The sequence below is a fragment of the Mangrovimonas sp. CR14 genome, assembly GCF_011764015.1.
GTDB lineage: Bacteria > Bacteroidota > Bacteroidia > Flavobacteriales > Flavobacteriaceae > Mangrovimonas > Mangrovimonas futianensis.
Map to the genome: position 1 here is coordinate 55,829 of NZ_JAAFZY010000006.1, position 24,821 is coordinate 80,649.

The window sequence follows — 24,821 nt, forward strand, 5'->3', positions numbered from 1 at the left end:
TAAATTTACATTCCAAAAATTTTAGGAATGCGCCCAAATTTATTTCAACTGGTTTTATTACTGGTATTACCCTTTTATTCTCAATCTCAAGACCAATCAAAATTTACATCCTTAACATTACCTAAAGAACTAACAGAAAGTGCCAATGCGGTTGTTAGACAGGATGATATTTTGATTGATATTACTTCTTACAATCGATTTGTCCATACAAACACTCGAATCGTCACGGTTTTAAATAAAAAGGGAGATGACGATATTGGGGCGGTTTTTTTCTATGATGAAAACACCAATATTAAAAGCTTGGAAGTTCGAATTTATAACAGTCTTGGAAAGGAAATTAATAAATTCAAAAAGAAGGATTTTGAAGATCAAAGTGCCGTAAGTAATGGTACATTATATGCCGACAATAGAGTTAAGTATTTGAGATATACCCCTATTGCTTATCCGTACACAGTAAAAATTGAATCGGTTGTTGAATACCGTTCGACAGCCTTTTTGCCAGGTTGGAGACCCATAGAAGGGTTTTATGTGAGTACTGAAGAAGCCGAGTATAAAATTCAGAATAGTTCGGGGGTCGAACTTAAAGTTAAGACAACTAATTTTGAGCCATTTGGTATTGAAAAATTATCTGACTTTCACTTTAAGGCATCCCATCTGCAAGCTTTAAAGCCAGAGGCATATTCTCCTAATTTTTTTGTTTACGCTCCAAGATTAAAAGCAGCTTTGATTGATTTTGATATGGAAGGAGTGAGAGGCGTTAATTATGACTGGAAAACATTTGGCCAATGGTACAATGATAAGTTGCTTTTTGACACACAAGTTTTACCCGAAACTGTAAAAGCTGAAATTAAGTCGCTTACAGAGACTGCTTCCACCGAGTTGGAAAAGGCTAAAATTGTTTATGAGTATGTTCAAAAGAAAACGCGATATATAAGTGTTCAAGTGGGTATTGGGGGCTGGAAGCCCATGTATGCAGAAGATGTAGATAGACTGGGTTATGGAGATTGCAAAGGTTTGACCAACTATACCAAGGCTTTGTTAAATGAGGTAGGTGTTACTTCTTATCACACATTGATATACGGAAGTGATGAACTCCAGAATTTTGATTCAGATTTTTCTGCAGTGCAAGGAAACCATATGATTCTTACTATCCCACATGAGGATGATTACATTTGGTTAGAATGTACTAGTCAAACAGCTCCGTTTGGTTATAATGCTAATTTCACAGATGATAGAGATGCTCTTGTAGTAACACCAGAAGGGGGCAAAATTGTTCACACCCGGAAATATCTGGATGAAGATAATTTGCAAACTACAAAATCAAAAGTAGACTTATCAAATGATGGAACCGTTCATGCCAACGTATTAATTAGATCATTTGGCTCTCAGTATGGGGAGCATTATTTTCTTGAGACTTCAACAAAAAGAGATCAAGAACTGTATTACAAAAAGAGATATTGGAGTTATTTGAATAGTTTGAGAATTGATAAAACACAATTTGAGAATGACAAGGATTCTATTATGTTTTTAGAACAAATTGATTTGAGTTTAAATAACTATGGAATGCAAGCAGGAAAGGATATTTTAATTAATCCTAACCTTTTTAATAGGTATTCCAATGTGCCACCAAAATATAAGGAAAGAAACCTGCCTTTTGAAGTAGAAAGAGGATTTGTGGATGAAGATGAAACAGAAATTCATTTAGGAGATGATTTAGTCGTAGAGGGACTGTTTAACGATTTTGAGTTAAAGTCAAAATATGGATGGTATCGAATTTCCGTATCTGAGAATGATGAGGGAAATATTTTATATCGTAGAACTTTCAAGCTAAATAAGGGAGCTTATACAAAAGAAGAATATCAAGAATTCAGAGATTTTTTGGTTGAAGTTTCCAAACAAGACAATGCAAAAATCATCTTAAAAAATAAATCCTAAAAAATGAAAAACACAACTAACCTACTCCTATTATTTTTACTAATTACTTGTTCAGCTTTTGCTCAAGATTTTCGATTTGGAAAGGTGAGCAAAGAAGAAGTGAGCCAAAAAAAATGTCCCATAGATTCTAGTGCCAATGCAGCTTATTTGTACAAATCTAGGAGGTCCTATATTAATTACACCGAGAATAAGGGCTTTCATTTAATTACTGAAATATTTGAGCGTATAAAAATTTACGATGCAGATGGTTTTGATCACGCCACTCAAATAATAAGTCTTTATAAAAGTGATTCAAGAAGTGATAGTGAATCTTATAGTGGTTTAAAAGCTTACACCTATAATTTGGTTGGTGGAAAGTTGGAAGAAATCAAATTAAAGAATGATGGTATTTTTGAAGAGGAAGTTTCTAAATATAGAGATCATGTAAAAATAACCATGCCAAATATTTCTGTAGGTTCTGTAATAGATATAAAATATCGTGTTGAGTCTCCATTTTTGAGTAATGTTGATGACTTTGTTCTACAGACGGACATACCAATTATGAATTTGGAAGCCAGTTTCAAATCCCCAGAATATTTCAACTATAAAATTAATGCTAGAGGCTATTTGCCAATCTCTCCCAATTTAGAAACCGGGAATGAGAAAATCACCTTCGCATCAAAGGCTCAGTATGGTAATTCTTATGGAGCTTATTCGGGAACGGGTACCACTAGCAGAAGTGATGTGGACTTTAGAACAAATAAATATAGTTTTAACTTAAAGGATATTCCAGCTTTAAGGGATGAGCCCTACGTTGGCAATATTGATAATTATCGTTCTACAGTGAAGTTTGAATTGTCTTATACACAATTTCCACAATCGACGGTGACAAATTATTCCACGACCTGGGAAGATGTTGTTAAAACAATTTATAAAAATGATTCTTTTGGTAGTGAGCTTAATAAGTCTGGTTATTATGATGATGAAGTAGATCAACTTTTGGCATCTGCCACCAATGATTTGGAAAAAATTGCATTGATTTTTGGGTATGTAAGAAATCACATGTCTTGGAATGGGTATTATGGAAAATTTACGGATAATGGAGTGAAAAGAGCCTACAAGGAAAGAAGTGGAAATGTGGCTGAAATTAATTTGATGTTAACCTCTATGATGCGTTATGCAGGCCTGGAATCCTATCCTGTATTAGTAAGCACACGATCAAACGGAATCCCTTTGTTTCCAACAATAGACGGTTACAATTATGTGATAGCCAGTGTGAAGAGTGATAATGGATTTGTTTTGTTGGATGCCACCAGCAAGTTTAGTACCCCCAATGTGTTACCAACAAGAACCTTAAACTGGGAGGGGAGAGTTATAAGAAATGATGGTACTTCAACTACTGTAAATTTATACCCTTCAATTAAAGCTAAAAATACAGTCTCAGCCATGGTAACTCTTGATGAACAAGGATCTATTAATGGCTCTATTAGAACGGTATTTTCAAATCACAATGCGCTTAAATATAGAGAGAAGTACATAGGTGCAGAGCAGGAATCATTCATTCAGTCTAAAGAGAATACCTACGGAGGTATGGAAATAGAAGAATTTAAAGTTGCAAATGATTTAGATTTTAGCAAGCCGGTTATGGAAACCTATTCCTTTACTAAGGAGTCACAGGCCGAAGTAATAGGCGATAAAATTTATTTTTCTCCTTTGTTTTTTATGCGAGATTTAGAGAATCCTTTTAAATTAGAGAAAAGGGAATTTCCTATTGACTTTGGTTACCCATCAGGGAGTAAATATATGATTAATGTGGTAATTCCTGAAGGTTATGAAGTTGAGAGTATCCCAGAACCAGTGGCTTTTTCGCTTCCAGATAATTTAGGTACCTTTAAGTTTAAAATTACAGAAGGTGCTAATTCATCTGTTCAATTAATGATGGAGTCAGATATTAATTCATCCTTGATTCCTGCCAATTATTATAAATCTATCAAGACCTTTTTTCAAGAAATGGTAGATAAGGAAAATGAAAAAGTTGTTCTCAAAAAAGTATAACATGGATATCAAACATGCACAAAAAGAGGTTGATGATTGGATTAAAGAACACGGTGTTCGTTATTTCAATGAGTTGACAAACATGGCGCAACTTACAGAAGAGGTAGGGGAGGTTGCCAGAATTATAGCCCGACGTTATGGGGAGCAGAGTGAAAAGGAGAGTGATAAGGAGAAGGATTTGGGTGAAGAATTAGCCGATGTGGTCTTTGTGGTTTTATGTTTGGCCAACCAAACGGGAATTGACCTGCAAGCAGCATTTGATAAAAAGATGGACAAGAAAACCAAACGAGATCACGATAGACATCATAATAATGAGAAATTGAAATAGTTTTTCTTGTTTTACCTCAATATCTTTAAGGCTAATACATAAATAATGACAATCACCCTCAATCAATCCCAACTTAAGGAAGCATCAAATATCACGATCAGCGGATCTAAGAGTGAGTCTAATAGGCTTCTATTGCTTAAGGCCATTTATCCAGCATTAAGTATTACGAATCTTTCAGATTCTGATGATTCGGAAGTGATGCAAAAGGCTCTTAACAGTAAATCTGATGTGATAGATATCCATCATGCAGGGACTGCGATGCGGTTTTTGACCGCTTATTTTGCAAGTCAGGAAGGAAGAACCATTACCTTAACTGGGTCAGAGCGCATGAAGGAGCGACCCATCCAATTATTAGTGGATGCGCTTCGTGATTTAGGGGCTCAAATTGATTATTTGGAAAATGAAGGTTGCCCTCCCTTGAAAATTACAGGATCTCATTTAATCAAATCAAAAATATCACTACCAGCTAATGTGAGTAGCCAGTATATTTCGGCTCTTATGTTGGTGGCTCCAAGTTTGGATCAAGGTTTAGAGATTACTTTGCTAGGACAGATTACTTCTATACCTTATATAAAAATGACCCTTCAACTGCTTCATCAAATTGGGGTTAAGGCTCATTTTGAAAATCAAACTATTAAAGTGTATCCAAAGGGTCAGATGACTCCCAAAACGATTACGGTGGAATCCGATTGGTCTTCGGCATCCTATTTTTACAGTTTTGTTGCTTTAAGTGACATTGGTACGCAAATTACATTGAGCAGTTATAAAGAGAGTAGTCTTCAAGGAGATTCCATCTTAGCTAATATTTATAAGGAATTCGGCGTGCAAACTACCTTTCTAGAAGATTCCATAGTTCTTGAAAAAGTTGAAATCAATTTGGATGAAAAGCATTTTGATTTGGTTACCTGTCCCGATATCGCACAGACTATTGCCGCAACCTGTTTGGGCTTGGGAATTAAGTGTGATTTGGTAGGGTTGCATACTTTAAAAATAAAGGAAACTGATAGACTAGAAGCTTTAAAGACTGAGATTAAAAAATTGGGAGGTATTGTTTCAGTTACAGATAAAAGCTTGCATTTGGAAAGCTCTATTTCCTTAAATTCAAATATAGAAATAGAGACCTATCATGACCATAGAATGGCTATGGCATTTGCACCTTTGGCATTAAAAACAACTTTGAAGATTAAGGATGCCATGGTCGTAACCAAGTCTTATAAAGCCTTTTGGGATGATCTTGAGATCATTGGTGTTGCCCTTTCCAAATAATAATTGGTCAAATACTTGACAACCCCTTGTTTGAGATTGTATATTTGCACCCTTTACGTAAGATAAAGCTTAAGCTTAATTTAAATTTTAAAACAAACAGATGAAATTATCACATTTTAACTTCAATCTACCCAGTGAATTATTGGCTGAGTATCCTTCAGAAAATAGGGATGAGGCACGTTTAATGGTATTGGATAGAAAAACTCAAACTATTGAACATAAATACTTTAAGGATTTAATCGATTATTTTGATGAAAATGATGTGATGATTCTTAACAACACCAAGGTTTTTCCTGCCAGATTATATGGTAATAAGGAAAAAACGGGAGCTAGAATTGAAGTGTTTTTATTGAGAGAGCTTAACGAGGAGCAAAGACTATGGGATGTTTTGGTTGACCCAGCTAGAAAAATCCGTATCGGTAATAAGTTATACTTTGGTGATGATGAGACGTTGGTAGCTGAAGTTATAGATAATACAACTTCTAGAGGTAGAACCCTTCGTTTTCTTTATGATGGGTCTTACAGAGATTTCAGAACCAAGTTAAGAGAATTGGGGGAAACACCACTTCCAAAATATATCAAAAGGGAGGTAGAGCCAGAGGATGAAGATAGATACCAAACTATTTATGCTAAAAGGGAAGGAGCGGTAGCTGCACCAACTGCGGGGTTGCACTTTTCAAAGCATTTGCTAAAACGTTTGGAGATTAAAGGAGTGAATTTGGCCGAAATTACTTTGCATGTTGGTCTTGGGACATTTAACCCTGTTGAGGTTGAAGATCTGTCTAAGCACAAAATGGATAGTGAAGAGATTTTAATTGAAAAAGCTGCTGTTGAAACCGTAAATAAAGGAATTGCAGAAAAAAGACGTGTATGTGCTGTTGGTACAACTGTAATGCGTGCTGTGGAAAGTTCTGTGTCTTCAAGTGGAACATTAAATGAATTTGAGGGATGGACCAATAAATTTATTTTCCCTCCTTATGATTTCAGTATTGCAAATTGTATGGTAACAAATTTCCATACCCCAAAATCCACTTTATTAATGATGGTTTCTGCTTTTGCAGGTCACGATTTCATGAAAAAGGCTTATGAAGAAGCTGTAAAAGAAAAATACAAATTTTACAGCTATGGTGATGCCATGTTGATTTTGTAGAAAATAAATTTCAAAAATAATTCAAGCCTTGTTTTTACAAGGCTTGTTTTGTTTGTAATTCAATTATCTTTGATATGATGAAGGATAGTAAAAAGGATATTAGGGCGCTGACTAAAGAGCAATTGCGTGATTTTTTTGTGAAGGAGGGTGATAAAGCTTTTCGAGGAAATCAAGTATACGAATGGCTTTGGAGTAAATCGGCTCATTCGTTTGATGAGATGACCAATATCTCAAAGGAGACCAGGGATAAATTGGATGCCCATTTTGTAATCAATCATATTGAGGTTGATAGCATGCAAAAAAGTTCAGATGGCACCATTAAAAATGCGGTGAAACTTCATGATGGATTGGTGGTTGAATCCGTTCTCATTCCAACTGAAAATAGAACCACAGCTTGCGTGTCAAGTCAAGTTGGATGCAGTCTAGATTGCAAGTTTTGTGCTACAGCCCGTTTAAAACGCATGCGTAACTTAAACCCCGATGAAATATTTGATCAAGTAGTCGCCATAGATAAGGAAAGTAGGTTGTACCATAATAAGCCCTTAAGTAACATTGTTTTTATGGGAATGGGAGAGCCATTGATGAATTATAATAATGTGCTAAAGGCTATAGATAAAATTACTTCTCCAGAAGGTTTGGGTATGTCGCCAAAACGCATTGTAGTTTCAACTTCAGGGGTTCCCAAGATGATTAAGAAAATGGCAGATGAAGAGGTGAAGTTTAAATTGGCCGTATCCCTTCACTCAGCGATTGACGAAGTGCGTTCTAAGATCATGCCTTTTAATGAAAATTTTCCACTTAAAGATTTAAGGGAGGCCTTAGAATATTGGTATGCCAAAACGAAAAATAGAATTACCTATGAGTATGTTGTTTGGAGAGGGATAAATGATAGAAGGAAGGATGTAGAAGCTTTAATAGACTTCTGTAAATTCGCGCCCAGTAAGGTGAATTTAATCGAATACAACCCTATAGATGACGGGGAGTTTCAGCAAGCAAGTGAGGAGGCTTTAAATATGTATATTAAAATGTTGGAAGCAAATAATATTACTGTTACGGTAAGGCGTTCACGAGGAAAGGATATAGATGCAGCCTGTGGGCAGTTAGCTAACAAAAATCAATAAAAAAAAGGGAACTTATTAGGTTCCCTTTTTTTATTGGTATTTACCTTGATTTCACAAACTTAAAAGAAGAGGTTTGATTACTTGAAGTAATTTGAGATAAATAGACTCCAGATTGCAGGTCGTTCATATCAATGACTTCTCTAGATTTTTCTAATGTTCCAGAAAAGACCTGTTGCCCCATTAAATTATAGATGGTATACGATTCTAAATTTGTTCCATTTTGTTCAACAACAAGTTCATTTGTCGATTGATTGAAAAAATGCTTGATGGGAGGCAAAGTGTTTTCTTCTATTGAAAGATTTTCGTCATTAGTTTTGAAGTTATCTATGTAGGCATAACCACCCCAATTGTCATGAGCAAATCTAAATTGTTCGGTGTCATAAGGGGTAATTGAAGCTTCATGAATTTCAACATTATCCAAGAAGTATTTGGCGGTTGTTTCGTAAATTTCGATTCTTACATTGTACCAAGTTTCGGCAGACCATTCAATCAGAGTGTCATAAAAACTTCCGTCATCAAGAACAAAGATGTTTCCCTGATAATCAAATTCAAAAATAGTTGTAAAAACACCCTGTGTCAAGTTGACATTTCCCATTCTAAAATTAGCTCCACCTGTTTCACTAATGTAGATATCGGCCGAAAATGTAGAATCAAGATAAGGAACATTTGTTGTATAGTCATAAAAAGCACCCACTATAGGAGAATCTTGCCCTGAGTAGGCAGACTCATTATCTATTTTCAGAGAATAGGTGCCTTCAGAGGACATTTCATCAGAAATTACCTGGTTTTCAATATTGCAGGCATCCCCGCAGCCTGTTGTTGTCCATCCATTTTGAGCGTTTATATCACCTAAAATATATGATTCTTCACTTTCAAAGGAAATTGTTTGTTGGGCGATTGTAATTTGGAAACCAATTAAGAGTAGAATAAAGAAGAGAGTAGTTTTTTTCATAAAAAGAAGAGTTTAATAGTTAACCTTCTTAAAACTAATCAATTATAATGTAAATTCCTATTTGTGCACCGGTATTGGGTTATAATTACTTAATCATGAATTTTTTTTATTAGGTTTGCTATTCTTTTAATAAAGAGTGGCTATTCTTGAAAATCGTTGAACAAATAAAGCAGCCTATTGCCTTTGAAATGGAACTTTTTGAGCAAAAGTTCAGACTATCAATGTCCTCAAAGGTGGCCTTACTTAACAGAATCACCCATTACATTGTAAACAGAAAAGGGAAACAAATGCGTCCCATGTTTGTGTTTTTGGTTGCAAAAATGATAAATCACGGTGAAGTTAGTGAAAGAACTTATAGAGGAGCATCGGTTATTGAATTGATTCATACAGCCACGTTGGTGCATGATGATGTCGTTGACGACAGTAACAGGCGCCGAGGATTTTTCTCAGTCAATGCACTTTGGAAAAATAAAATAGCCGTATTGATTGGGGACTTTTTACTATCAAAAGGTTTGTTATTATCCATAGACAATAATGATTTTGATTTATTGAAAATCATTTCGGTTGCTGTAAGGGAAATGAGTGAGGGTGAACTTCTTCAAATTGAAAAGGCAAGAAGATTGGATATTACTGAAGAGGTTTACTATGAAATCATCCGTCAGAAGACAGCAACTTTAATAGCGGCATGTTGTAGTCTTGGAGCTGCATCAGTTAAACCAAATTCTCCTGAGGTGGAACAGATGAGGAGATTTGGAGAGTTAATCGGAATGGCATTTCAAATTAAAGATGATTTATTTGACTATGGGGATGATAAAATAGGTAAACCCACAGGAATTGATATTAAGGAACAGAAAATGACACTACCCCTTATTCATGTTCTCAATAAGGCTCCCAAAAAGGAAAAGGCTTGGTTGATTAATTCGGTTAAAAATCATAATAAAAACAAAAGTCGTGTGAAGGAAGTGATTTCCTATGTAAAAACCGAAGGAGGGTTGGATTATGCAGTTTCAAAAATGAAAGGCTTCCAGATGGAAGCCCTTGAAATCTTGAACCAATATCCAGATTCTGAATTTAAGAATTCACTGGAACTCATGGTTAATTATGTTATTGACAGAAAGAAATAATTATAAACCTAGATTGATAATTGCATCAGAATTGGGTAAATAATTATAGCATCTCCAAAAGGATTCCTGATTAGCGCCTTCATATTTCCAAGCAACATCCCCATTAGGGGTTATTTCCCAAAACCCATAAGTTCCCTCGCAAATTAAAGTGTTTCCATTGTTGAGTCTTACAGCTCCTGAAATAAATGGAGAGTAAAGAGATGGATCTGTAAAAGACCAAACAACATTGGGTTCATTATTGAAGTTAGGATTTAAAGAAAATAGGGGTATTTCAATTTCCATAACTGAAGACTGCGAAAAATTGTTTCCGTTATTGTATACCAACATATTCCCATGACCAGGAATACCTCCTTCTATCAAATTAGGAAAATGGCAATTGTAAAAAATCCTTTCTCCTTCCATGTTATTATAAGCTGTTGGATTACCGAATCTATAAATGAGATCTCCCCCTCGGTTATAATTACCGCCCACATGTTCTGAAGCCTCAGCTGTAGTGGTACTATGGTCAATGACCCAAACTTCACTGTAATAATTGACAGTTACATAAATAACATCCTTTTCTTCATCATAATCTAACCCATTAAAATGCATTAAATTACTTGTTGACGCCTCGTTGTAGTTAATGTTTATCAAATGAGGGTTCTCAGAAACAATTCCATAATTTGGTAAGGTATCGTCAAACTCTTGGACAATATGATCCCAACTATGCCATTTCCATACAATTTCATCCGTTTCAGGATTAACTTCAATTAAGGTTTCAGTAAATATATTTCCTCCACCATCAACCCCATTTTGTTGGGCCACATCTGTTTCTATTCTTTCCCATGCGATAAAAAGGATGTTACCGTTTGGTAATCTATCTAAGTCATGATGGGAAATATAATTGTCGCTATAATATTCAAACTCCCAATCAATGGAGCCATCAGGATTGATGAGCCTAATTATTCCGCCATAACCTGGAAAAGAAATAACAGGAGTATCAACTTTAAACATTCCCAATAATTGACCATTGTCTAATAGCTCTAAATCTTGGCCCATGTTTTTGTTGAAATTCCATTGTTTCAATTTATGCCCTTCCTTATTAAGTATATAAGATTTAGTGCCACCATTTTCAATAGCTAAGACATAACTGTCTTCAAATAAATCGGGCTCATATACCACTATATTATCAGTTGGTTCTGGATCATTGGGCTGTTCAGGATTCTCAACAGGATTTCCGCTTGAAATTATTGGGTCGTCATTGCTACTACAAGAAGTACTTAAAATGAAAATGGAACAAGCTAGAATGAAGAATTTATTATACATGAAATAGGTTTTTGATCAATGAGAACTCAAATATAACTATTCTTGATTGTAATAAAAAAGAGCTCTTGTTGGATTACATTTCTTTGTTTTAAATGAGTTGATAATGAGGTTTTTATTGGTAATTTTATTTATTTTTCATATATGAGGCAACCATTTTAGTTTAATTTGCGTCTATGTATATAGAAGTCAATATTTGATCTGCTGTTGAAAGTAATTCAATTATATAAAAACGAAGGGAGGCTTATAGATAAAGCCTTAAAGAATGACCGGGATGCTCAACGCGTGTTATATGATTGGCATAGTCCAAAAATGTTAAGCGTTTGCAGATATTATATAAAGGATGTGCAAGAGGCAGAAGAAGTTCTTTTAAATGGGTTTTTAAAAGTGTTTACCCATTTAAAGAGTTTCAAAGGCCATGGAAGTTTTGAGGGTTGGATTAGGCGTATTATGGTAAGGGAGTGTATCTCATTTATTAGGCAGAATAAAAAAGTTGAGTTTGCTACAGATGAAACTCAAATGCCCCAAATAAAATCGGATAACATCACTCAAAGAATGAATGTAGCTGAAATACAGCAACTGATTGATCAATTACCAGAGGGATATAAAATGGTATTCGTTATGTATGCTATTGAAGGTTATAAACACATTGAAATTGCTGAGATTTTAAATATTTCGGAGGGGACTTCTAAATCACAGTTGTTTAAAGCACGAAAAATGCTTCAACAACAAATTGTAGAACGAAATAAAAGCGAGAATGGCACCACTTAAGTTTGAAGAGAAATTAAAAGAGCAGTTGGAAGAGCGAATGATGCAGCCATCAAACTCAGTTTGGGATAAATTGGAGCTGGAGCTAGATGCCCAAACAAAGAAATCCCAAAAAAGACAATTTTGGATAATTGGTTTAGCAGCAAGTTTGGTTGGAGTAGTTTTATTATCAACCCTATTTTATAAAATGTCTAACCAGGAAACTTTGGGTGTTGAAGATAAAAAATTGGTGGAGGAACCTCAAGCGGTGGAGCAGACAAATCAAATACCCTTTAAAGACACTAAAAAGGGAAAAGTTGATAACAATCAAATGGTCTTTGAAGAAACAGAGACGGAATCTAAATCAAACCCGTCTGATAGTCCTTTAGTCTCGGTTGAAAAAGAAGAGGTTATAGAAGCAAACAGAATTATTAAGAATCAAGAAGAGGACTCCGTTAAGGAAAGGATAGAGGAGACAACCTTAATCGCAAGTCATAGTATCAAAGACCAGGAGGTTGATCATGAGAATGAAAAGTTGCAAGATTTGGCTAATAGTTTAAAAATTCTAAAAGAAACACATGGAGAAGGCGTAGTAGCTGAAGAAGATATAAGCGCCTTGTTGGCTCAAGCCCAAAAAGAAATAAACGATCAAAAAATATATAAAGAAAACTCAAAAACGGTTGACGCCATGATGCTTCTTCAAGACGTTGAGGATGATTTGGATCATTCGTTTAGAGATAAAGTTTTTGAAGCTTTACAAGTTGGTTACAAAACGGTAAAAACTGCAGTTGCCCAACGTAATTATTAAAATTAATCATCAATTAAAAAACGAACAGTTATGAACATCATTACCAAACTTTTGGTGGCACTTGTTTTGTGTCTTGTCACAAGCAATATGAATGCCCAGGACTCTATTCAATTAGAGCAGAAACAAATGAAGATTGAACAACTCAACAAAACCAAAGAAACAATTACTCAGGAGGAAAAGGGAGCCCTCAAAAAGGAAGTAGAGGCTATTAACTCTCAGTTGGAAAAGGGTGAAATCACATCGAGTGAAGCAGAGGTCTTAAAGCAAGAAGCTGCCCAAAAACGAGCATTAAATATTGAAAATAGGTTGGCCATCATTGACAATCAAATCGCTTTATTGGAAAGAAATGGAAATTTGGAAGGTACATATACCCCAGGAAATAGATTCATTTTGGAAATTGGTAAGAATGAAGATTCAGATGAATTTGATCGAGGCTCTTTTTATGTGGGTGAGCGTGAAGATTATAGGTTGAAACCTAGGAAGTATGACCGTCGAACTACTAGTGATTTGGTATTTGCTATCGGATTCAATAATGCCATTATTGAAGGCGAATCATTAAATGATTCACCATATAAATTGGGAGGATCTGGTTTTGTTGAACTGGGATGGGCTTGGAAAACTAGGGTGTTTAAAAATAGTAATGCCATGAGACTTAAATATGGATTCTCATTTCAATGGAATAAGTTAGATATCAAGGGTAACAGGATTTTATCAGAGAATAATGAAGGACAAGTGGTATTGGAAGAGTTTCCTTTAAATGTCAGAAAGTCCAAGTTTAGAACCACTAATATTGTGTTTCCTGTTCATTTTGAATTTGGGCCATCTCGAAAAATTGAGAGAGAAGATTATTTCAGGTATTCAACCTTTCATAAGTTTAAATTTGGATTTGGAGGATATGGAGGGTTCAATATTTCCTCTATCCAAAAGGTGAAATACTATGATGAAAATGATAAGAAGAAAAAAGACAAATACAAGGATTATAACACCAACAATTTTGTTTACGGTTTGAGCGCTTATATGGGTTTTGGAAATATAGGAATTTATGCTAAGTACGATTTGTCTCCTATATTCAATGACCAAGTGATAGACCAAAATAATATTTCACTCGGTTTACGATTTGATTTGGATTAGTTTAATTAAAAAAGCCCTCAATAGAGAGCTTTTTTTAATCGATGTCTTCATAAACAATTGGAGTAAACGAACCTCCATCGGGAGACCTTTCTAGCGTAAGCAAGTGGTCATCCACAGAGATAATATTTATATACAGTTCTGAATTTACTTGTATAGGACCTTGAAGGTTTTCAAGTTTCATTTCTCCTGTGGCTTCATTGATCCAGTGCCATGTGCCAGTAGCTGGATATACATTTCCGGCAAAATGTAATTCTTGTTCATACTCTCCTGTTGAATGAAAGTAGATATCGGCCGAGTAATCGTCTACATCATACCACCATTTATCAAATAATGTTGGTGGAGGTGAATTGTCTTCTGGTTCTGCTGCTGAGTCATCATCGCTTGAACAGCTAAAAATCACTAGGCTTAGGACAATAGCCAGTAGCAAGGGTTTAAGAATTAAATCCTTTTTCATAAGCATTTTTTAATTTGTTAGTAATTGATTAACCCAATCAATTTAACAAAAATATTTTACCCTCTCTTTATTAATCTTTATATTTTTACATTCTTCAATTGTTTAATAATGATCTCAAAGGAATCCATAGACCAAGTATTTGAAACAGCCCGTGTAGAAGAGGTTATTGGTGATTTTGTCAATTTGAAAAAGTCTGGAACTAATTTCAAGGGGCTAAGTCCATTTACCGATGAGCGGTCACCCAGTTTTATGGTGTCACCAGTGAAACAAATCTGGAAGGATTTTAGTAGTGGTAAAGGAGGGAATGTAGTGGCTTTCTTAATGGAGCATGAGCATTTTACCTATCCGGAAGCCATAAAGTATTTAGCTAAAAAGTACAATATCGAAGTTGAGGAAACCGAGCAGTCACAGGAGCAAAAGGAGATAGCCAACGAGAAAGAGAGTTTGTATTTGGTCAATGATTTTGCTAATGAATACTTCCAAAAGGTATTACATAAAACAGATGCGGGTCAGGCGATTGGTTTAAGTTACTTCAAAGAGCGAGGGTTCACAACAGAAACCATTAAGACATTTGGACTTGGATATTCTTTGGATGACTGGACCGCATTTACGGATGAAGCTATAAAAAAGGGTTACAAATTGGAGTTCATGGAAAAAGTAGGGCTCACCATTGTCAAGGGCGAAAAGCAATTTGATCGATTTAAAGGCAGGGTCATGTTTCCTATTTTAAGCATGAGTGGCAGGGTGTTGGGATTTGGAGGAAGAATTTTAATCAATGATAAAAAGGCTGCCAAATATTTAAATTCACCGGAAAGTGATATATATCACAAAGGGAAAGTACTCTACGGGATTTATCATGCCAAACAAAGTATAGCTAAAGAAGATAACTGTTTTTTGGTAGAAGGATACACAGATGTCATTCAATTCCATCAAACAGGGATTCACAATGTGGTGTCTTCTTCAGGTACGGCACTCACCCCTGATCAAATACGATTGATAAGTAGACTGACTAAAAATATTACGGTGTTGTTTGATGGAGATGATGCGGGAGTTAGGGCATCTATCAGAGGGATTGATTTAATTTTGGAACAAGGAATGAATGTGCGGGTATGTTCGTTTCCGCAAGGAGAGGACCCCGATAGTTTCGCTAAAGAAAATACCCTTGAAGAATTATCGCTTTACCTGGAAGAAAACGCACAGGATTTTATCCAATTTAAGGCGACTTTGCTCACCAAAGACTCTAAGAATGATCCCATAAAAAAGGCTGAGACCATAAGAGAGATCATCCAAAGTATTTCCAAAATTCCAGATAGGATCAAACAGGAAGTTTATATACAGGAATGTGCCAAAATCATGGATATTGGCGAGGAAGTACTGTTCAGCACCTTAGCTCAGCTGGGTAAAAAGGAGTTAAATGAGGCAAATAAAAGTTTTAAAAAAGAACAAAAAGCTTTTGATGTCATTCGTAATGAGCAGCCAGTAAAAAAGGTTGATGTGCAATATGAATTGGAAAGACGCATCATACAGATACTATTACTTTACGGAACGAGAGTAGAAGAATTTGAAGATTTGATTTTAAAGGAAAATGAGGAGGGTGATTTGGTTTTAGAGCCCGTAAAGCAGGAAGCTCGTGTTTTTGAAAAGGTGTTTCTTGATTTACAGGAGGATGAAATGGAATTTACCAATGAGCAGTTTAAAACACTATATTATACGGTTGTTGAACAATTAAACCAAAACCCAGAAATTACCGTAGAGAGTTTTGTAAATGATGTAGAGCCGCATATTGCTTCAGAAATAACGACTATTCTAATGGAAGATGAGCGATACGAACTTTCTGATTGGACAAAAAAGGATATTTATCCCAAAAAGAAGACCGATACAGTATCACAATTAGTTAGTGAGACCATTTTACATTTAAGATGTTTTTTAATAAGTAAAAAGATTGATGAATTGGGGGAGACAACCAAATCCAATATCGCAGATCAACATCTTGAAATATTGGAAGAGGTTATGGGTTATAAAAAATTGGATAATTTGTTATCCAGAAAGCTGAATAAACCTATTTAAATGTCCATTAATTTAGCTCGGTTAATGAGGTCAACAATGTTTGTTACATGTAGTTTTTTCATTAAGCGTGCTTTATAAGTACTCACGGTTTTTTCATTAATTTCCAACTCTTCAGCTACTTCTTTGTTTTTCTTGCCTGAAGAAATAAGTTTTAAAACTTCCACTTCTCTGGTAGATAATTTTTTGTAATGGGAAGTAGATGATCTGCCTGCCTTTCTGCCAAAAGCCAATTGATGAGCAAGAGTAGGACTTAAGAATTTATCGCCATCAGCTACCTTCAAGATGGCTTCCTTCAGTGTAATGATGTTTGAAAATTTAGAGATATATCCAGATGCCCCTGCTTTAATGACATTTAAGGCATAAATTTCTTCGGGTTGCGCAGTAAAAATAAGCACTTTAATTTCAGGATATTCTTTAGAAAGTCTCCTTAAAGCGGTAATTCCATTTAATTTAGGAAGGTCAATTTCAGATAATATGACATCTGCCTTTTCCTGTTTTAGAAAGTCAAAGATAGCTTCACCGTTACTAACCCCTCCTACAACTTTTATATTTGGAGAGGACATGAATAAAAGCTCAATCCCTTTTCTAATGATAGGATGGCTGTCAACAACTAACAGTTTAATCATTTTCTTAGTGTTTTTAAATTATTAGGCTGTTGAGGTAAAAATTAGGGTCAAGCAAAGTCCACTTATTGTAAAGATAGTAAATATAAATGATACTAAGTCAGATTTTTACTTCAAATAATCTGGAATTTCACATATGGGTATGGGAACCATTTTATGCTTGTTGGCTTGATTGAATCGCTTGTAAATCTTAAAAACTTCTAGTTCGCGCCCACTAAAATCAGTTGCCTTTTTACCCTTTTCGTCCATTTTCATGGCCCATTCAAGCTCTGGGTATGAAGCTCCAATTTGATCTTCATCAGTTCGGTCATCCCCCCATAAGCCATCAGTTGGTTGCGCTTCAATAATTTCTTGATTGATACCTAAAACCTTCGCAATTTCATAAACTTCAGTTTTCAAAAGGTCAGCAATTGGGCTTAAATCAACGCCCCCATCTCCATACTTGGTGTAGAAACCAACTCCAAAATCTTCAACCTTATTTCCGGTTCCTGCAACCAAATAACCATTTAAGGCTGCAAAATAATAAAGGGTAGTCATTCTTAATCTAGCTCTTGTATTGGCTAATGACATAAAGCGATCTTCCTCATTTTTTACGGTTGGTAAAGAGGCTACCAAACTATCAAAAACAGGAGTTAAATTAACTTGTGTCAATAACACATTAGGAAAATGTTCTTGTAACCAATTAATATGGTTTATGGCTCTTGTCACTTGCGAAGATGCTTGGTGTATAGGCATTTCTAGGCATAATACATCGAGGCCTGTTTTAGCACATAATGTGGAGGTAACTGCAGAATCAATACCTCCAGAGATGCCTATCACAAAACCGTTAATTTTAGCATTAGTGGCATAATCCTTTAGCCAATTGACAATATAATCTATAACTTTTTCTGTTTGCATGTTCTAAGTTTTAAGTCAAAGAATAGTAACTTTGCCTAACAAAAATAGGTTTTACCTAGTACTTTTAAAAATTAACAGCTAGCAAGTTTATGAAGAAATTCCTCTTATTTCTTTTTCTAGGTTTTGCCGTGTTTTCTTGTAAAAAGGAAGATGAGGTAGAAAAAAAGATCGCTAAGATTCAAATAGATGTTCAGATAGAAAGATTTGATAAAATATTTTCAGAAACCACAGTTGAGACCTTAAGTGAAACAAAAAGGGAGTATCCATTTATGTTTGCCAAAAAGTATCCCGATTCTTTTTGGATTGCTAAAATTCAAGATACCCTTCAGCAAGAATTATCAAAGGAAACGATAAAGTCTTTTCCGCGATTAGATGAAGAGAAGGAAGATATTAGAAAGCTCTTCCAACATTTAAAATATTATTTTAACGAGTTTCGAACTCCTAGAGTCATCACGGTAACTTCCTCGGTGGACTATAGAAACAAATCTATAGTGACCGATTCTATTGTGTTGATTTCTTTGGATACCTATTTAGGGGAAGGCCATCATTTTTATGAGGGCATTCATAAATATATTCGTGATAATTTTGAAAGAGAGCAAATTGTAGTCGATATGGCGGCAGCTTATGCAGAAAAGTTTATTTTCCAATCAGAAAGAAAGACGCTTCTTGATGAGATGATTTATCATGGGAAAATACTTTATTTTAAGGACAAGGTTATTCCTTTTAAAAACGATGCTGCAAAAATGGGTTACACCCAAGGACAATTGGATTGGGCAATGGCTAATGAAGAACCTATCTGGAGGTATTTTATAGAAAGGGAATTGCTGTATAGTACAGATGCTAAATTACCTAGTAGATTTATAAACCCTGCTCCCTTTTCTAAATTTTACTTAGAAGAAATTGATAAAGAATCACCCGGTAGAATAGGCGCGTATTTGGGATGGCAAATTGTTAGGTCTTATATGGAAAATAATGAGACCACCTTTAAAAATATGTTGATCATGGAGCCAGAAGAGATATTTAATAACGCAAAATTTAAACCTAGAAAATAATGTCTATTATAAAATCAACCATAGAATTAAATGTAGAACTTGACGAAAACCGAGTTCCAGAAAAGTTGTTTTGGACAGCCCAAGATGGCGGTATTGAAAATGAGGAAGCTAAAGCTATGTTGCTTTCAGTTTGGGACAGTGAAGCCCAAGAAACACTTCGAATCGATTTGTGGACTAAAGAAATGCCAGTAGATGAAATGAAAGTGTTTTTCCATCAAACTTTGGTCGCTATGAGTGATACCTTTCATAGAGCTACTCAAGACGAAAAGATGACCGCAACTATGAAAGATTTTTGCGATTATTTTGCTGAAAAGCTGGAATTGAAGAAATAGTTGGATAAAAAAAGCTCATTTTAGAATGAGCTTTTTTTATTATTTTAAGATTCCTCTTCTGAGGTATCGTTTTCCCAAATTTTAAAAACAAAACCAGCAATGATAGCTCCAAGAATGGGGGCTACCCAGAAAAGCCATAATTGTTCAACGGCCCAACCTCCTACAAATAACGCCTGACTTGTACTTCTTGCGGGGTTGACAGAGGTATTGGTTACAGGTATGCTAATTAAATGGATAAGCGTTAAGGTAAGTCCTATGGCTATTCCGGCAAATCCGGTGGGAGCCTTTTTATGAGTGGCGCCAAGAATAACCAATAAAAACATAAATGTCATTACGACTTCAGTTACTAAAGCCGATTTAAGGCCATAACCTAAAGGTGAATGCTCACCATAACCGTTTGCAGCAAACCCGTCAGAAACACTAAAGACATCATTTCCTGACGCAATAACATATAATATGGTTGCTGCAGCAAATCCGCCTAATAATTGACTGGCAATATAACCGGGTAGGTATTTTCCATTAAATCTACCTCCAACCCAAAGACCAATGGAGACAGCAGGATTAAAATGAGCTCCAGAAATGGGCCCAAAGGCATAAACACCTGTTAAAACAGTTAAACCAAAGGCCAGCGAGACACCGGCAAAACCAATTCCTAATTCAGGAACACCAGTAGCCAAGACAGCACTTCCACAGCCACCTAAAACAAGCCAAAAAGTTCCAAAAAATTCAGCTATAAATTTTCTCATGATGTTAGTTATTAAAGTTAAAAGTTAAAATGAGCTATTAAGGAAAAGAGAAAAAACTTTAAACTGCTATCATCTATGGATCGTCACGAAAAACAGTCCTTTCCAAAAAGAAATAAAGTTTGGGTTTTGATATGAAATAATTTGAGTAATGGAAATATGTAATTGATTCAATAGGATACATCATATTTTGGTATATGCTTTTTAAATCCCTCAGTTAAATATAATCAATTAATATTTAAGTGCTTAAAAAAATTGAAAAATTACCATTCGTTGATTCGGTTGGAATCTAATTTTATGAATATGAAAAGAAGAATGGTAAAGCCCCAAAGGCTAGAACCGCCATAGCTAAAAAAGGGCAAAGGAATTCCAATCGTTGGGATCAAACCCATGACCATGCCAATATTGATTAAAAAATGGAAAAAGATGATGGATGCCACGCTGTATCCATAAACGCGACTGAATTGAGATTTTTGTAATTCTGCTAAATGTAGGACCCGTAATAAAAGCAAAACAAATAGGACGACAACCGTAACCGTTCCCAAAAAGCCCCACTCTTCTCCTACAGTGCTAAAGATATAATCTGTATGTTGCTCTGGTACAAATTTCCCAGTAGTTCTGGTGCCTTCTAGGAATCCTCGCCCCGATAATCCTCCAGACCGAATGGCCTTTTCTGATTCGTAAAGGTTATAAAGGATATCGCGCCTCATTTCGGCAATTTTATCTGGATCCTTTTCTAACCTTAACCAAAGACTAATACGATCTTTTTGATGGGCTTTTAAAACATTTTCATAAAAGAACTGGACGCCAAATGATAAAATGGTACAAGCTAAAATAGCTAGAAGGGATTTTATTAGAACGGGTTTCTTCTTCCTAGTGAAATGATAGGTTAAAATAAGAGTTATAGCTATTATTGAAGCAACGATACCTCCAAATTTCAATGATAAAATGGACATGACTACAGTAGAAATAAGGAGTGTGAGGTATTGATGTGGTAAACCTTCTCTATAAAAAACAAAAATAAAAGAGCCATAAACTAGGGTGCTGCCCGCATCATTTTGTAAAAGAATAAGAATAGCCGGAACAACCAAAATAGCAAATGCCTGTAGTTGACCTTTAAACGTTTTGATATCTGTTTGTAAATCGCTTAAATATTTAGCGACGGCGAGGGCTGTTGCGGCTTTTGCAAACTCACTAGGTTGAAAGGTCATGCCGCCTATCCCATACCAAGAAGTAGCGCCATTGACATTCTTCCCGAAAATAAAGAGACCAGCCAAGGAAAGCATAGAAGCTAAGTAAATGATACTCGCGAAGCGTTCATAAAATTTGGCCTCTATGGATAGTATCATGACGATTAAGCCAAATGTCAATAAAATGAATAGGAGTTGTTTCCCATAAGATTTAGAAAAGTCCAAATATTCAATAGTTTCCCCACTATGGGAAGCCGATAATATATTCAACCAACCAAATCCCACCAAAAGCAGAAAAATGATTATTGTTATCCAGTCAAATTTGAAATTTCTATCAGTTTGTCTGATCATTATCTGCTTTTAAATGTAATCCTTGAACCTTAGCTCCATCATTAATAGTAAATGGTTTTCCTGCATATGGTTTGGCATATTCCTCTTCCAAACTTTTTTCAAGAACCATTTTTTCCATTTGTTTCAAAGAAATGTCACCTTTGATATATTTTTCAATCATAAGACTGGCAATTCTTCCAGCCCACCTGGCCCCATAGTATCCATTCTCCACAAATACGGCTATTGCTATTTTGGGATCATCTTTTGGCGCAAAAGCGATGAATATGCCGTGGTCGGTTAATTGCACTCTTTCTCCCTCTACTTTTGCAAAATTTTCGGCAGTACCGGTTTTTCCACAAATTTCAATTCCCGGTACTTTCAAAAAGGATGCTGTACCATAGTTGTAAACATCATTAAGGCCTTTTATAACGGGGTCAAAATATTTTTTGTCGATGGTAGTGTGGTGAATTTCCTTATACTTGGGGTCTATTTCTTGATTTTCTATATCCTTGATGATATGTGGCGTATAATAAAATCCTCTATTTGCAATAGCTGCTGTCATATTGGCCAATTGAATTGGGGTTACCAATACCTCACCCTGACCGATAGAGTTTGAAATAATGGTGGTCGCTCCCCATTTAAAATCGGGGTACCATTTGTCATAATAGGCTCCATTTGGAATATTACCTGGTTGGCCAATAGGAAGATCATAGCCAAGAAAATTTCCTAAACCAAAACTCTTTATATGGTCGCTCCAAACGTCCATGGCATGACTAGCGTCGTTATATCTTCCAATGGTTTTCCTAAAGGCATTGGCAAAATAGGAATTACAGGATTTGGCAATTCCCCTAGTTAAATCTCTAGATCCACCGCCGCAGTGACATCCCATAGGTCTTCGACCTCCATAGTGGTATGCTCCTGTACATGTAACTGTTCCTTCTGGAACGATAGCATGCTCCTGAAGGGCAGCTAAGGCAATCAGAGTTTTAAAGGGCGAGCCTGGTTCATGCATTCTTTGGAGACTTCTATCAATCAAAGGTCTATTGATGGTATCATTATACAACTGGGTATAATTTCTCGAGCGCTTTCTTCCCACCAAAAGATTAGGATTGTAGGTGGGAGCAGAAATTAAGGTTAAGATTTCACCAGTGGAAGGTTCTATGGCCACAATTCCACCATGTTTATTTTGCATTAGTATTTCTCCATATTCTTGTAAAGCAGCATCTATGGTAATTGTGATATCTTTACCTTGTTTTGGCAGGGTATCAAATTTGCCATCCTTGTAAGGACCAATATCTCTATTGAAACGGTCTTTTTGAATGAACTTGATGCCTTTAACTCCCCTTAATTCTTCTTCATAGGAGAGTTCGACTCCTTGTTTTCCTATTAAATCCCCCATTTTATAATATGGGTTTTTCTCAATCTGACCAGGATTTACTTCTGCAATAAACCCCAATACATTGGCTCCAATACTTGTTTGGTAATCCCTAAGGAGTCTCTTTTGAATATAAAACCCTTCAAACTTTCTCATTTTCTCCTGAAGAACAGCATAATCTTCTTTTGATAGATGGGCTACAAATACAGAAGGCAACCTAGGAGAATAATGGTAGGCTTTATCGTAGGTTTTTAAAAATTGTTCCTTGGTAATTTTTAAAAGCGAACAGAACTCTAAAGTATCTAATGGCTTTACTTCCCTTGGAATAATCATGACATCATAAGAAGGCTGATTAGCGACCAATAATTCGCCGTTTCTATCATATACAAATCCGCGTTTGGGGTAATCAAAAACCTTTCTAATGGCGTTGTCCTCATATAAATTATGAGTAGATGAATTGAGCACCTGTAAATAGAATAGTCTAGAAACAAAGGTGATTCCAGTGGCAACAATCAAAAAAAACAGTAAAAATTGTCTCATTAATTTCTTTTCCTAAAAATGATGTTGAATCCAACGCACAAAATAATAGTAAAAATACTAGAGAAAAACGCTTTTTTCAGGATTAAAATTATACTGGAGATGTTAAATACTTCCAGAAAGAATAAAATAAAATGATGGAGGAAGACAACCAAACTCATATAGATGAGCATAGAGCCAAAATCTATACTTTTAAATTTAACTGTTTGGTAGTCGTATGAAGTTCCAAAGGATGATTTTAAGGCAACAGGTCTCAAAATAGCGGCGGTTATACAAGCAGCCGCATGAACTCCTCCAGAATCTGAAAACATATCTATAGTGATACCCAATAGAAAGCTTACTAAAAGAAAAACACTTCTATTCCCATTTATGGGGTATAGTAGGATGAATAATACATAAAGGTAGGGATTAATATGTCCCAAAAAATTTATGTGATTTAAAACCAATACTTGAAGTAAAACCAGCAATATAAATCTCGCGATATGTCCTATAATTGAACTATTCATTTCGGTTATTTAACAAGCTATCAATTTCTTCCTTGTCACGATTTTCAATGACGTAAACATGTTCAATATTGGTCATGTCATTAAAGAGTTTGACCTCAATGTTGTAAAAATTCTCAGCTTCATCCAATTCATAGGATTGTATGGAGCCAATGGGGATATTTTTAGGAAAAATAGCCGATAGTCCAGAAGTTAAAATGGTATCGCCTTCTTTCAAAGGCGCTATTTTTGGGATTTCCTTTAATTGAACTACGTTTGGGCTCTTTGTATTCCATTGTAAAGAACCAAAATGATTGGTATTTTTTAATTTGGCACTAATCCGACTGTTGGTGTTCAAAATTGATAAAACTGTAGCATAATTTTTGCTTGTTTTGTCAATGATTCCTAAGATGCCTTTTGATGTGATGACACCCAAATCTTCTCTCAGGCTATCCTTTTTACCTCGATTCACCAGTAGTATATTGTCCGTAGCCGAGTAACTATTTTTAATTACAATAGCTGGGATGAATCTATAATTGCCTCCGTACCTTGTAGTATCGTTAAATGCTTTAGAAAGGGAGTCTGAAGAATTATAAAGGATGGATTTCAAATAATTATTTTCTTCTTGAAGCAGAATGTTTTGATTCTTTAGATGAAAATATTCATCAATATTATTAGCTGAATTATAAATACCACCAGAAATAAAGTTGGCAGAATTTACAAACTTGCTTTTGTGATAGGAATGAGATTGAATTGTAAAAACCAAAGAAACAAATAGCAACGTGAGATACAACAAAAAAACTTTGTTTCTTAGAATGAAGTTTATGATTTGTTGCATGCC

23 protein-coding genes are annotated in these 24,821 nt (G+C 35.3%); 13 read left to right on the top strand and 10 right to left on the bottom strand.

What is annotated here, in order from left to right; all coding sequences use genetic code 11:
• The first annotated feature begins 27 nt into the window (after nucleotides 1-27).
• From GZ212_RS12740 to rlmN, 6 genes are all read left to right on the top strand, one after another.
• Nucleotides 28-1,935 carry a DUF3857 domain-containing protein gene (locus tag GZ212_RS12740; RefSeq protein WP_166960925.1) on the top strand — a complete coding sequence of 636 codons (1,908 nt, stop codon included), beginning with the start codon at nucleotides 28-30 and terminating at the stop codon, nucleotides 1,933-1,935.
• Between the two features lie 3 nt (nucleotides 1,936-1,938).
• Entirely contained in the window at nucleotides 1,939-3,969 is a 2,031-nt protein-coding gene (locus tag GZ212_RS12745; RefSeq protein ID WP_166960928.1) for a transglutaminase-like domain-containing protein, read from the top strand.
• Nucleotide 3,970: 1 nt separating this feature from the next.
• Nucleotides 3,971-4,297, top strand: a complete 327-nt coding sequence (locus GZ212_RS12750) for a nucleotide pyrophosphohydrolase (RefSeq protein ID WP_166960931.1) — start codon at nucleotides 3,971-3,973, stop codon at nucleotides 4,295-4,297.
• 45 nt (nucleotides 4,298-4,342) lie between these two features.
• Nucleotides 4,343-5,563: a 3-phosphoshikimate 1-carboxyvinyltransferase gene (locus GZ212_RS12755; protein WP_166960934.1), complete on the top strand. Its 1,221-nt coding sequence runs from the start codon at nucleotides 4,343-4,345 to the stop codon at nucleotides 5,561-5,563.
• 100 nt (nucleotides 5,564-5,663) lie between these two features.
• The gene (queA, locus tag GZ212_RS12760; RefSeq protein WP_053970300.1) at nucleotides 5,664-6,713 is read left to right on the top strand and encodes a tRNA preQ1(34) S-adenosylmethionine ribosyltransferase-isomerase QueA; all 1,050 of its coding nucleotides are present in this window, start codon (nucleotides 5,664-5,666) and stop codon (nucleotides 6,711-6,713) included.
• A gap of 77 nt (nucleotides 6,714-6,790) precedes the next feature.
• Complete coding sequence (rlmN, locus tag GZ212_RS12765) at nucleotides 6,791-7,834, top strand: 23S rRNA (adenine(2503)-C(2))-methyltransferase RlmN (protein ID WP_166961332.1); 1,044 nt, start codon at nucleotides 6,791-6,793, stop codon at nucleotides 7,832-7,834.
• A gap of 40 nt (nucleotides 7,835-7,874) precedes the next feature.
• Here the strand turns inward: rlmN and GZ212_RS12770 are convergent, their stop codons facing one another.
• A complete protein-coding gene (locus GZ212_RS12770) occupies nucleotides 7,875-8,786 on the bottom strand; it encodes a T9SS type A sorting domain-containing protein (protein ID WP_166960936.1) in 912 nt (303 codons plus the stop codon).
• Nucleotides 8,787-8,932: 146 nt separating this feature from the next.
• Here GZ212_RS12770 and GZ212_RS12775 point away from each other — a divergent pair, with 146 nt between their 5' ends.
• Complete coding sequence (locus tag GZ212_RS12775; protein WP_166960939.1) at nucleotides 8,933-9,910, top strand: polyprenyl synthetase family protein; 978 nt, start codon at nucleotides 8,933-8,935, stop codon at nucleotides 9,908-9,910.
• Here GZ212_RS12775 and GZ212_RS12780 read toward each other — a convergent pair whose 3' ends face one another.
• Complete coding sequence (locus tag GZ212_RS12780; protein ID WP_166960942.1) at nucleotides 9,911-11,215, bottom strand: aryl-sulfate sulfotransferase; 1,305 nt, start codon at nucleotides 11,213-11,215, stop codon at nucleotides 9,911-9,913.
• Between the two features lie 204 nt (nucleotides 11,216-11,419).
• Between GZ212_RS12780 and GZ212_RS12785 the strand changes: the two genes are divergently transcribed.
• Genes GZ212_RS12785 through GZ212_RS12795 form a run of 3 tightly spaced genes read left to right on the top strand, consistent with a single transcriptional unit; the run spans nucleotide 11,420 to nucleotide 13,898 of the window.
• A complete protein-coding gene (locus GZ212_RS12785; protein ID WP_166960945.1) occupies nucleotides 11,420-11,983 on the top strand; it encodes an RNA polymerase sigma factor in 564 nt (187 codons plus the stop codon).
• Complete coding sequence (locus GZ212_RS12790; protein WP_166960948.1) at nucleotides 11,970-12,767, top strand: hypothetical protein; 798 nt, start codon at nucleotides 11,970-11,972, stop codon at nucleotides 12,765-12,767. Before GZ212_RS12785 ends, GZ212_RS12790 begins: the two co-directional genes overlap by 14 nt.
• 30 nt (nucleotides 12,768-12,797) lie before the next feature.
• Nucleotides 12,798-13,898 (top strand): hypothetical protein, encoded by a 1,101-nt coding sequence (locus GZ212_RS12795; RefSeq protein WP_166960951.1) that lies wholly within the window; start codon nucleotides 12,798-12,800, stop codon nucleotides 13,896-13,898.
• A 34-nt stretch (nucleotides 13,899-13,932) separates the two neighbouring features.
• Here GZ212_RS12795 and GZ212_RS12800 read toward each other — a convergent pair whose 3' ends face one another.
• Complete coding sequence (locus tag GZ212_RS12800) at nucleotides 13,933-14,352, bottom strand: hypothetical protein (protein ID WP_157492044.1); 420 nt, start codon at nucleotides 14,350-14,352, stop codon at nucleotides 13,933-13,935.
• Between the two features lie 108 nt (nucleotides 14,353-14,460).
• Here GZ212_RS12800 and dnaG point away from each other — a divergent pair, with 108 nt between their 5' ends.
• Nucleotides 14,461-16,419 carry a DNA primase gene (dnaG, locus tag GZ212_RS12805; protein WP_166960954.1) on the top strand — a complete coding sequence of 653 codons (1,959 nt, stop codon included), beginning with the start codon at nucleotides 14,461-14,463 and terminating at the stop codon, nucleotides 16,417-16,419.
• On the opposite strand, the gene GZ212_RS12810 is transcribed toward dnaG, so the two are convergent.
• A complete protein-coding gene (locus GZ212_RS12810) occupies nucleotides 16,416-17,045 on the bottom strand; it encodes a response regulator transcription factor (protein ID WP_053970291.1) in 630 nt (209 codons plus the stop codon). The genes dnaG and GZ212_RS12810 overlap by 4 nt on opposite strands.
• A 105-nt stretch (nucleotides 17,046-17,150) precedes the next feature.
• On the bottom strand, nucleotides 17,151-17,939 hold the full coding sequence (gene nadE, locus GZ212_RS12815) for an NAD(+) synthase (RefSeq protein WP_053970290.1): 789 nt from the start codon (nucleotides 17,937-17,939) through the stop codon (nucleotides 17,151-17,153).
• A gap of 89 nt (nucleotides 17,940-18,028) precedes the next feature.
• Here nadE and gldB point away from each other — a divergent pair, with 89 nt between their 5' ends.
• Both gldB and gldC read left to right on the top strand, forming a co-directional pair.
• Nucleotides 18,029-18,991 carry a gliding motility lipoprotein GldB gene (gene gldB / locus GZ212_RS12820; RefSeq protein WP_166960957.1) on the top strand — a complete coding sequence of 321 codons (963 nt, stop codon included), beginning with the start codon at nucleotides 18,029-18,031 and terminating at the stop codon, nucleotides 18,989-18,991.
• Nucleotides 18,991-19,323: a gliding motility protein GldC gene (gene gldC / locus GZ212_RS12825; protein ID WP_053970288.1), complete on the top strand. Its 333-nt coding sequence runs from the start codon at nucleotides 18,991-18,993 to the stop codon at nucleotides 19,321-19,323. Before gldB ends, gldC begins: the two co-directional genes overlap by 1 nt.
• Before the next feature lie 44 nt (nucleotides 19,324-19,367).
• On the opposite strand, the gene aqpZ is transcribed toward gldC, so the two are convergent.
• From aqpZ to mreC, 5 genes are all read right to left on the bottom strand, one after another.
• Nucleotides 19,368-20,069: an aquaporin Z gene (gene aqpZ / locus GZ212_RS12830; RefSeq protein WP_166960960.1), complete on the bottom strand. Its 702-nt coding sequence runs from the start codon at nucleotides 20,067-20,069 to the stop codon at nucleotides 19,368-19,370.
• A 260-nt stretch (nucleotides 20,070-20,329) separates the two neighbouring features.
• The gene (gene rodA / locus GZ212_RS12835; RefSeq protein WP_166960963.1) at nucleotides 20,330-21,607 is read right to left on the bottom strand and encodes a rod shape-determining protein RodA; all 1,278 of its coding nucleotides are present in this window, start codon (nucleotides 21,605-21,607) and stop codon (nucleotides 20,330-20,332) included.
• Complete coding sequence (gene mrdA / locus GZ212_RS12840; protein WP_166960966.1) at nucleotides 21,591-23,501, bottom strand: penicillin-binding protein 2; 1,911 nt, start codon at nucleotides 23,499-23,501, stop codon at nucleotides 21,591-21,593. Before mrdA ends, rodA begins: the two co-directional genes overlap by 17 nt.
• A complete protein-coding gene (locus GZ212_RS12845) occupies nucleotides 23,501-24,004 on the bottom strand; it encodes a rod shape-determining protein MreD (protein ID WP_166960969.1) in 504 nt (167 codons plus the stop codon). Before GZ212_RS12845 ends, mrdA begins: the two co-directional genes overlap by 1 nt.
• Nucleotides 23,997-24,818, bottom strand: coding sequence for a rod shape-determining protein MreC (gene mreC / locus GZ212_RS12850; protein ID WP_166960972.1), 822 nt, complete (start codon nucleotides 24,816-24,818; stop codon nucleotides 23,997-23,999). Before mreC ends, GZ212_RS12845 begins: the two co-directional genes overlap by 8 nt.
• Between the last annotated feature and the right edge of the window lie 3 nt (nucleotides 24,819-24,821).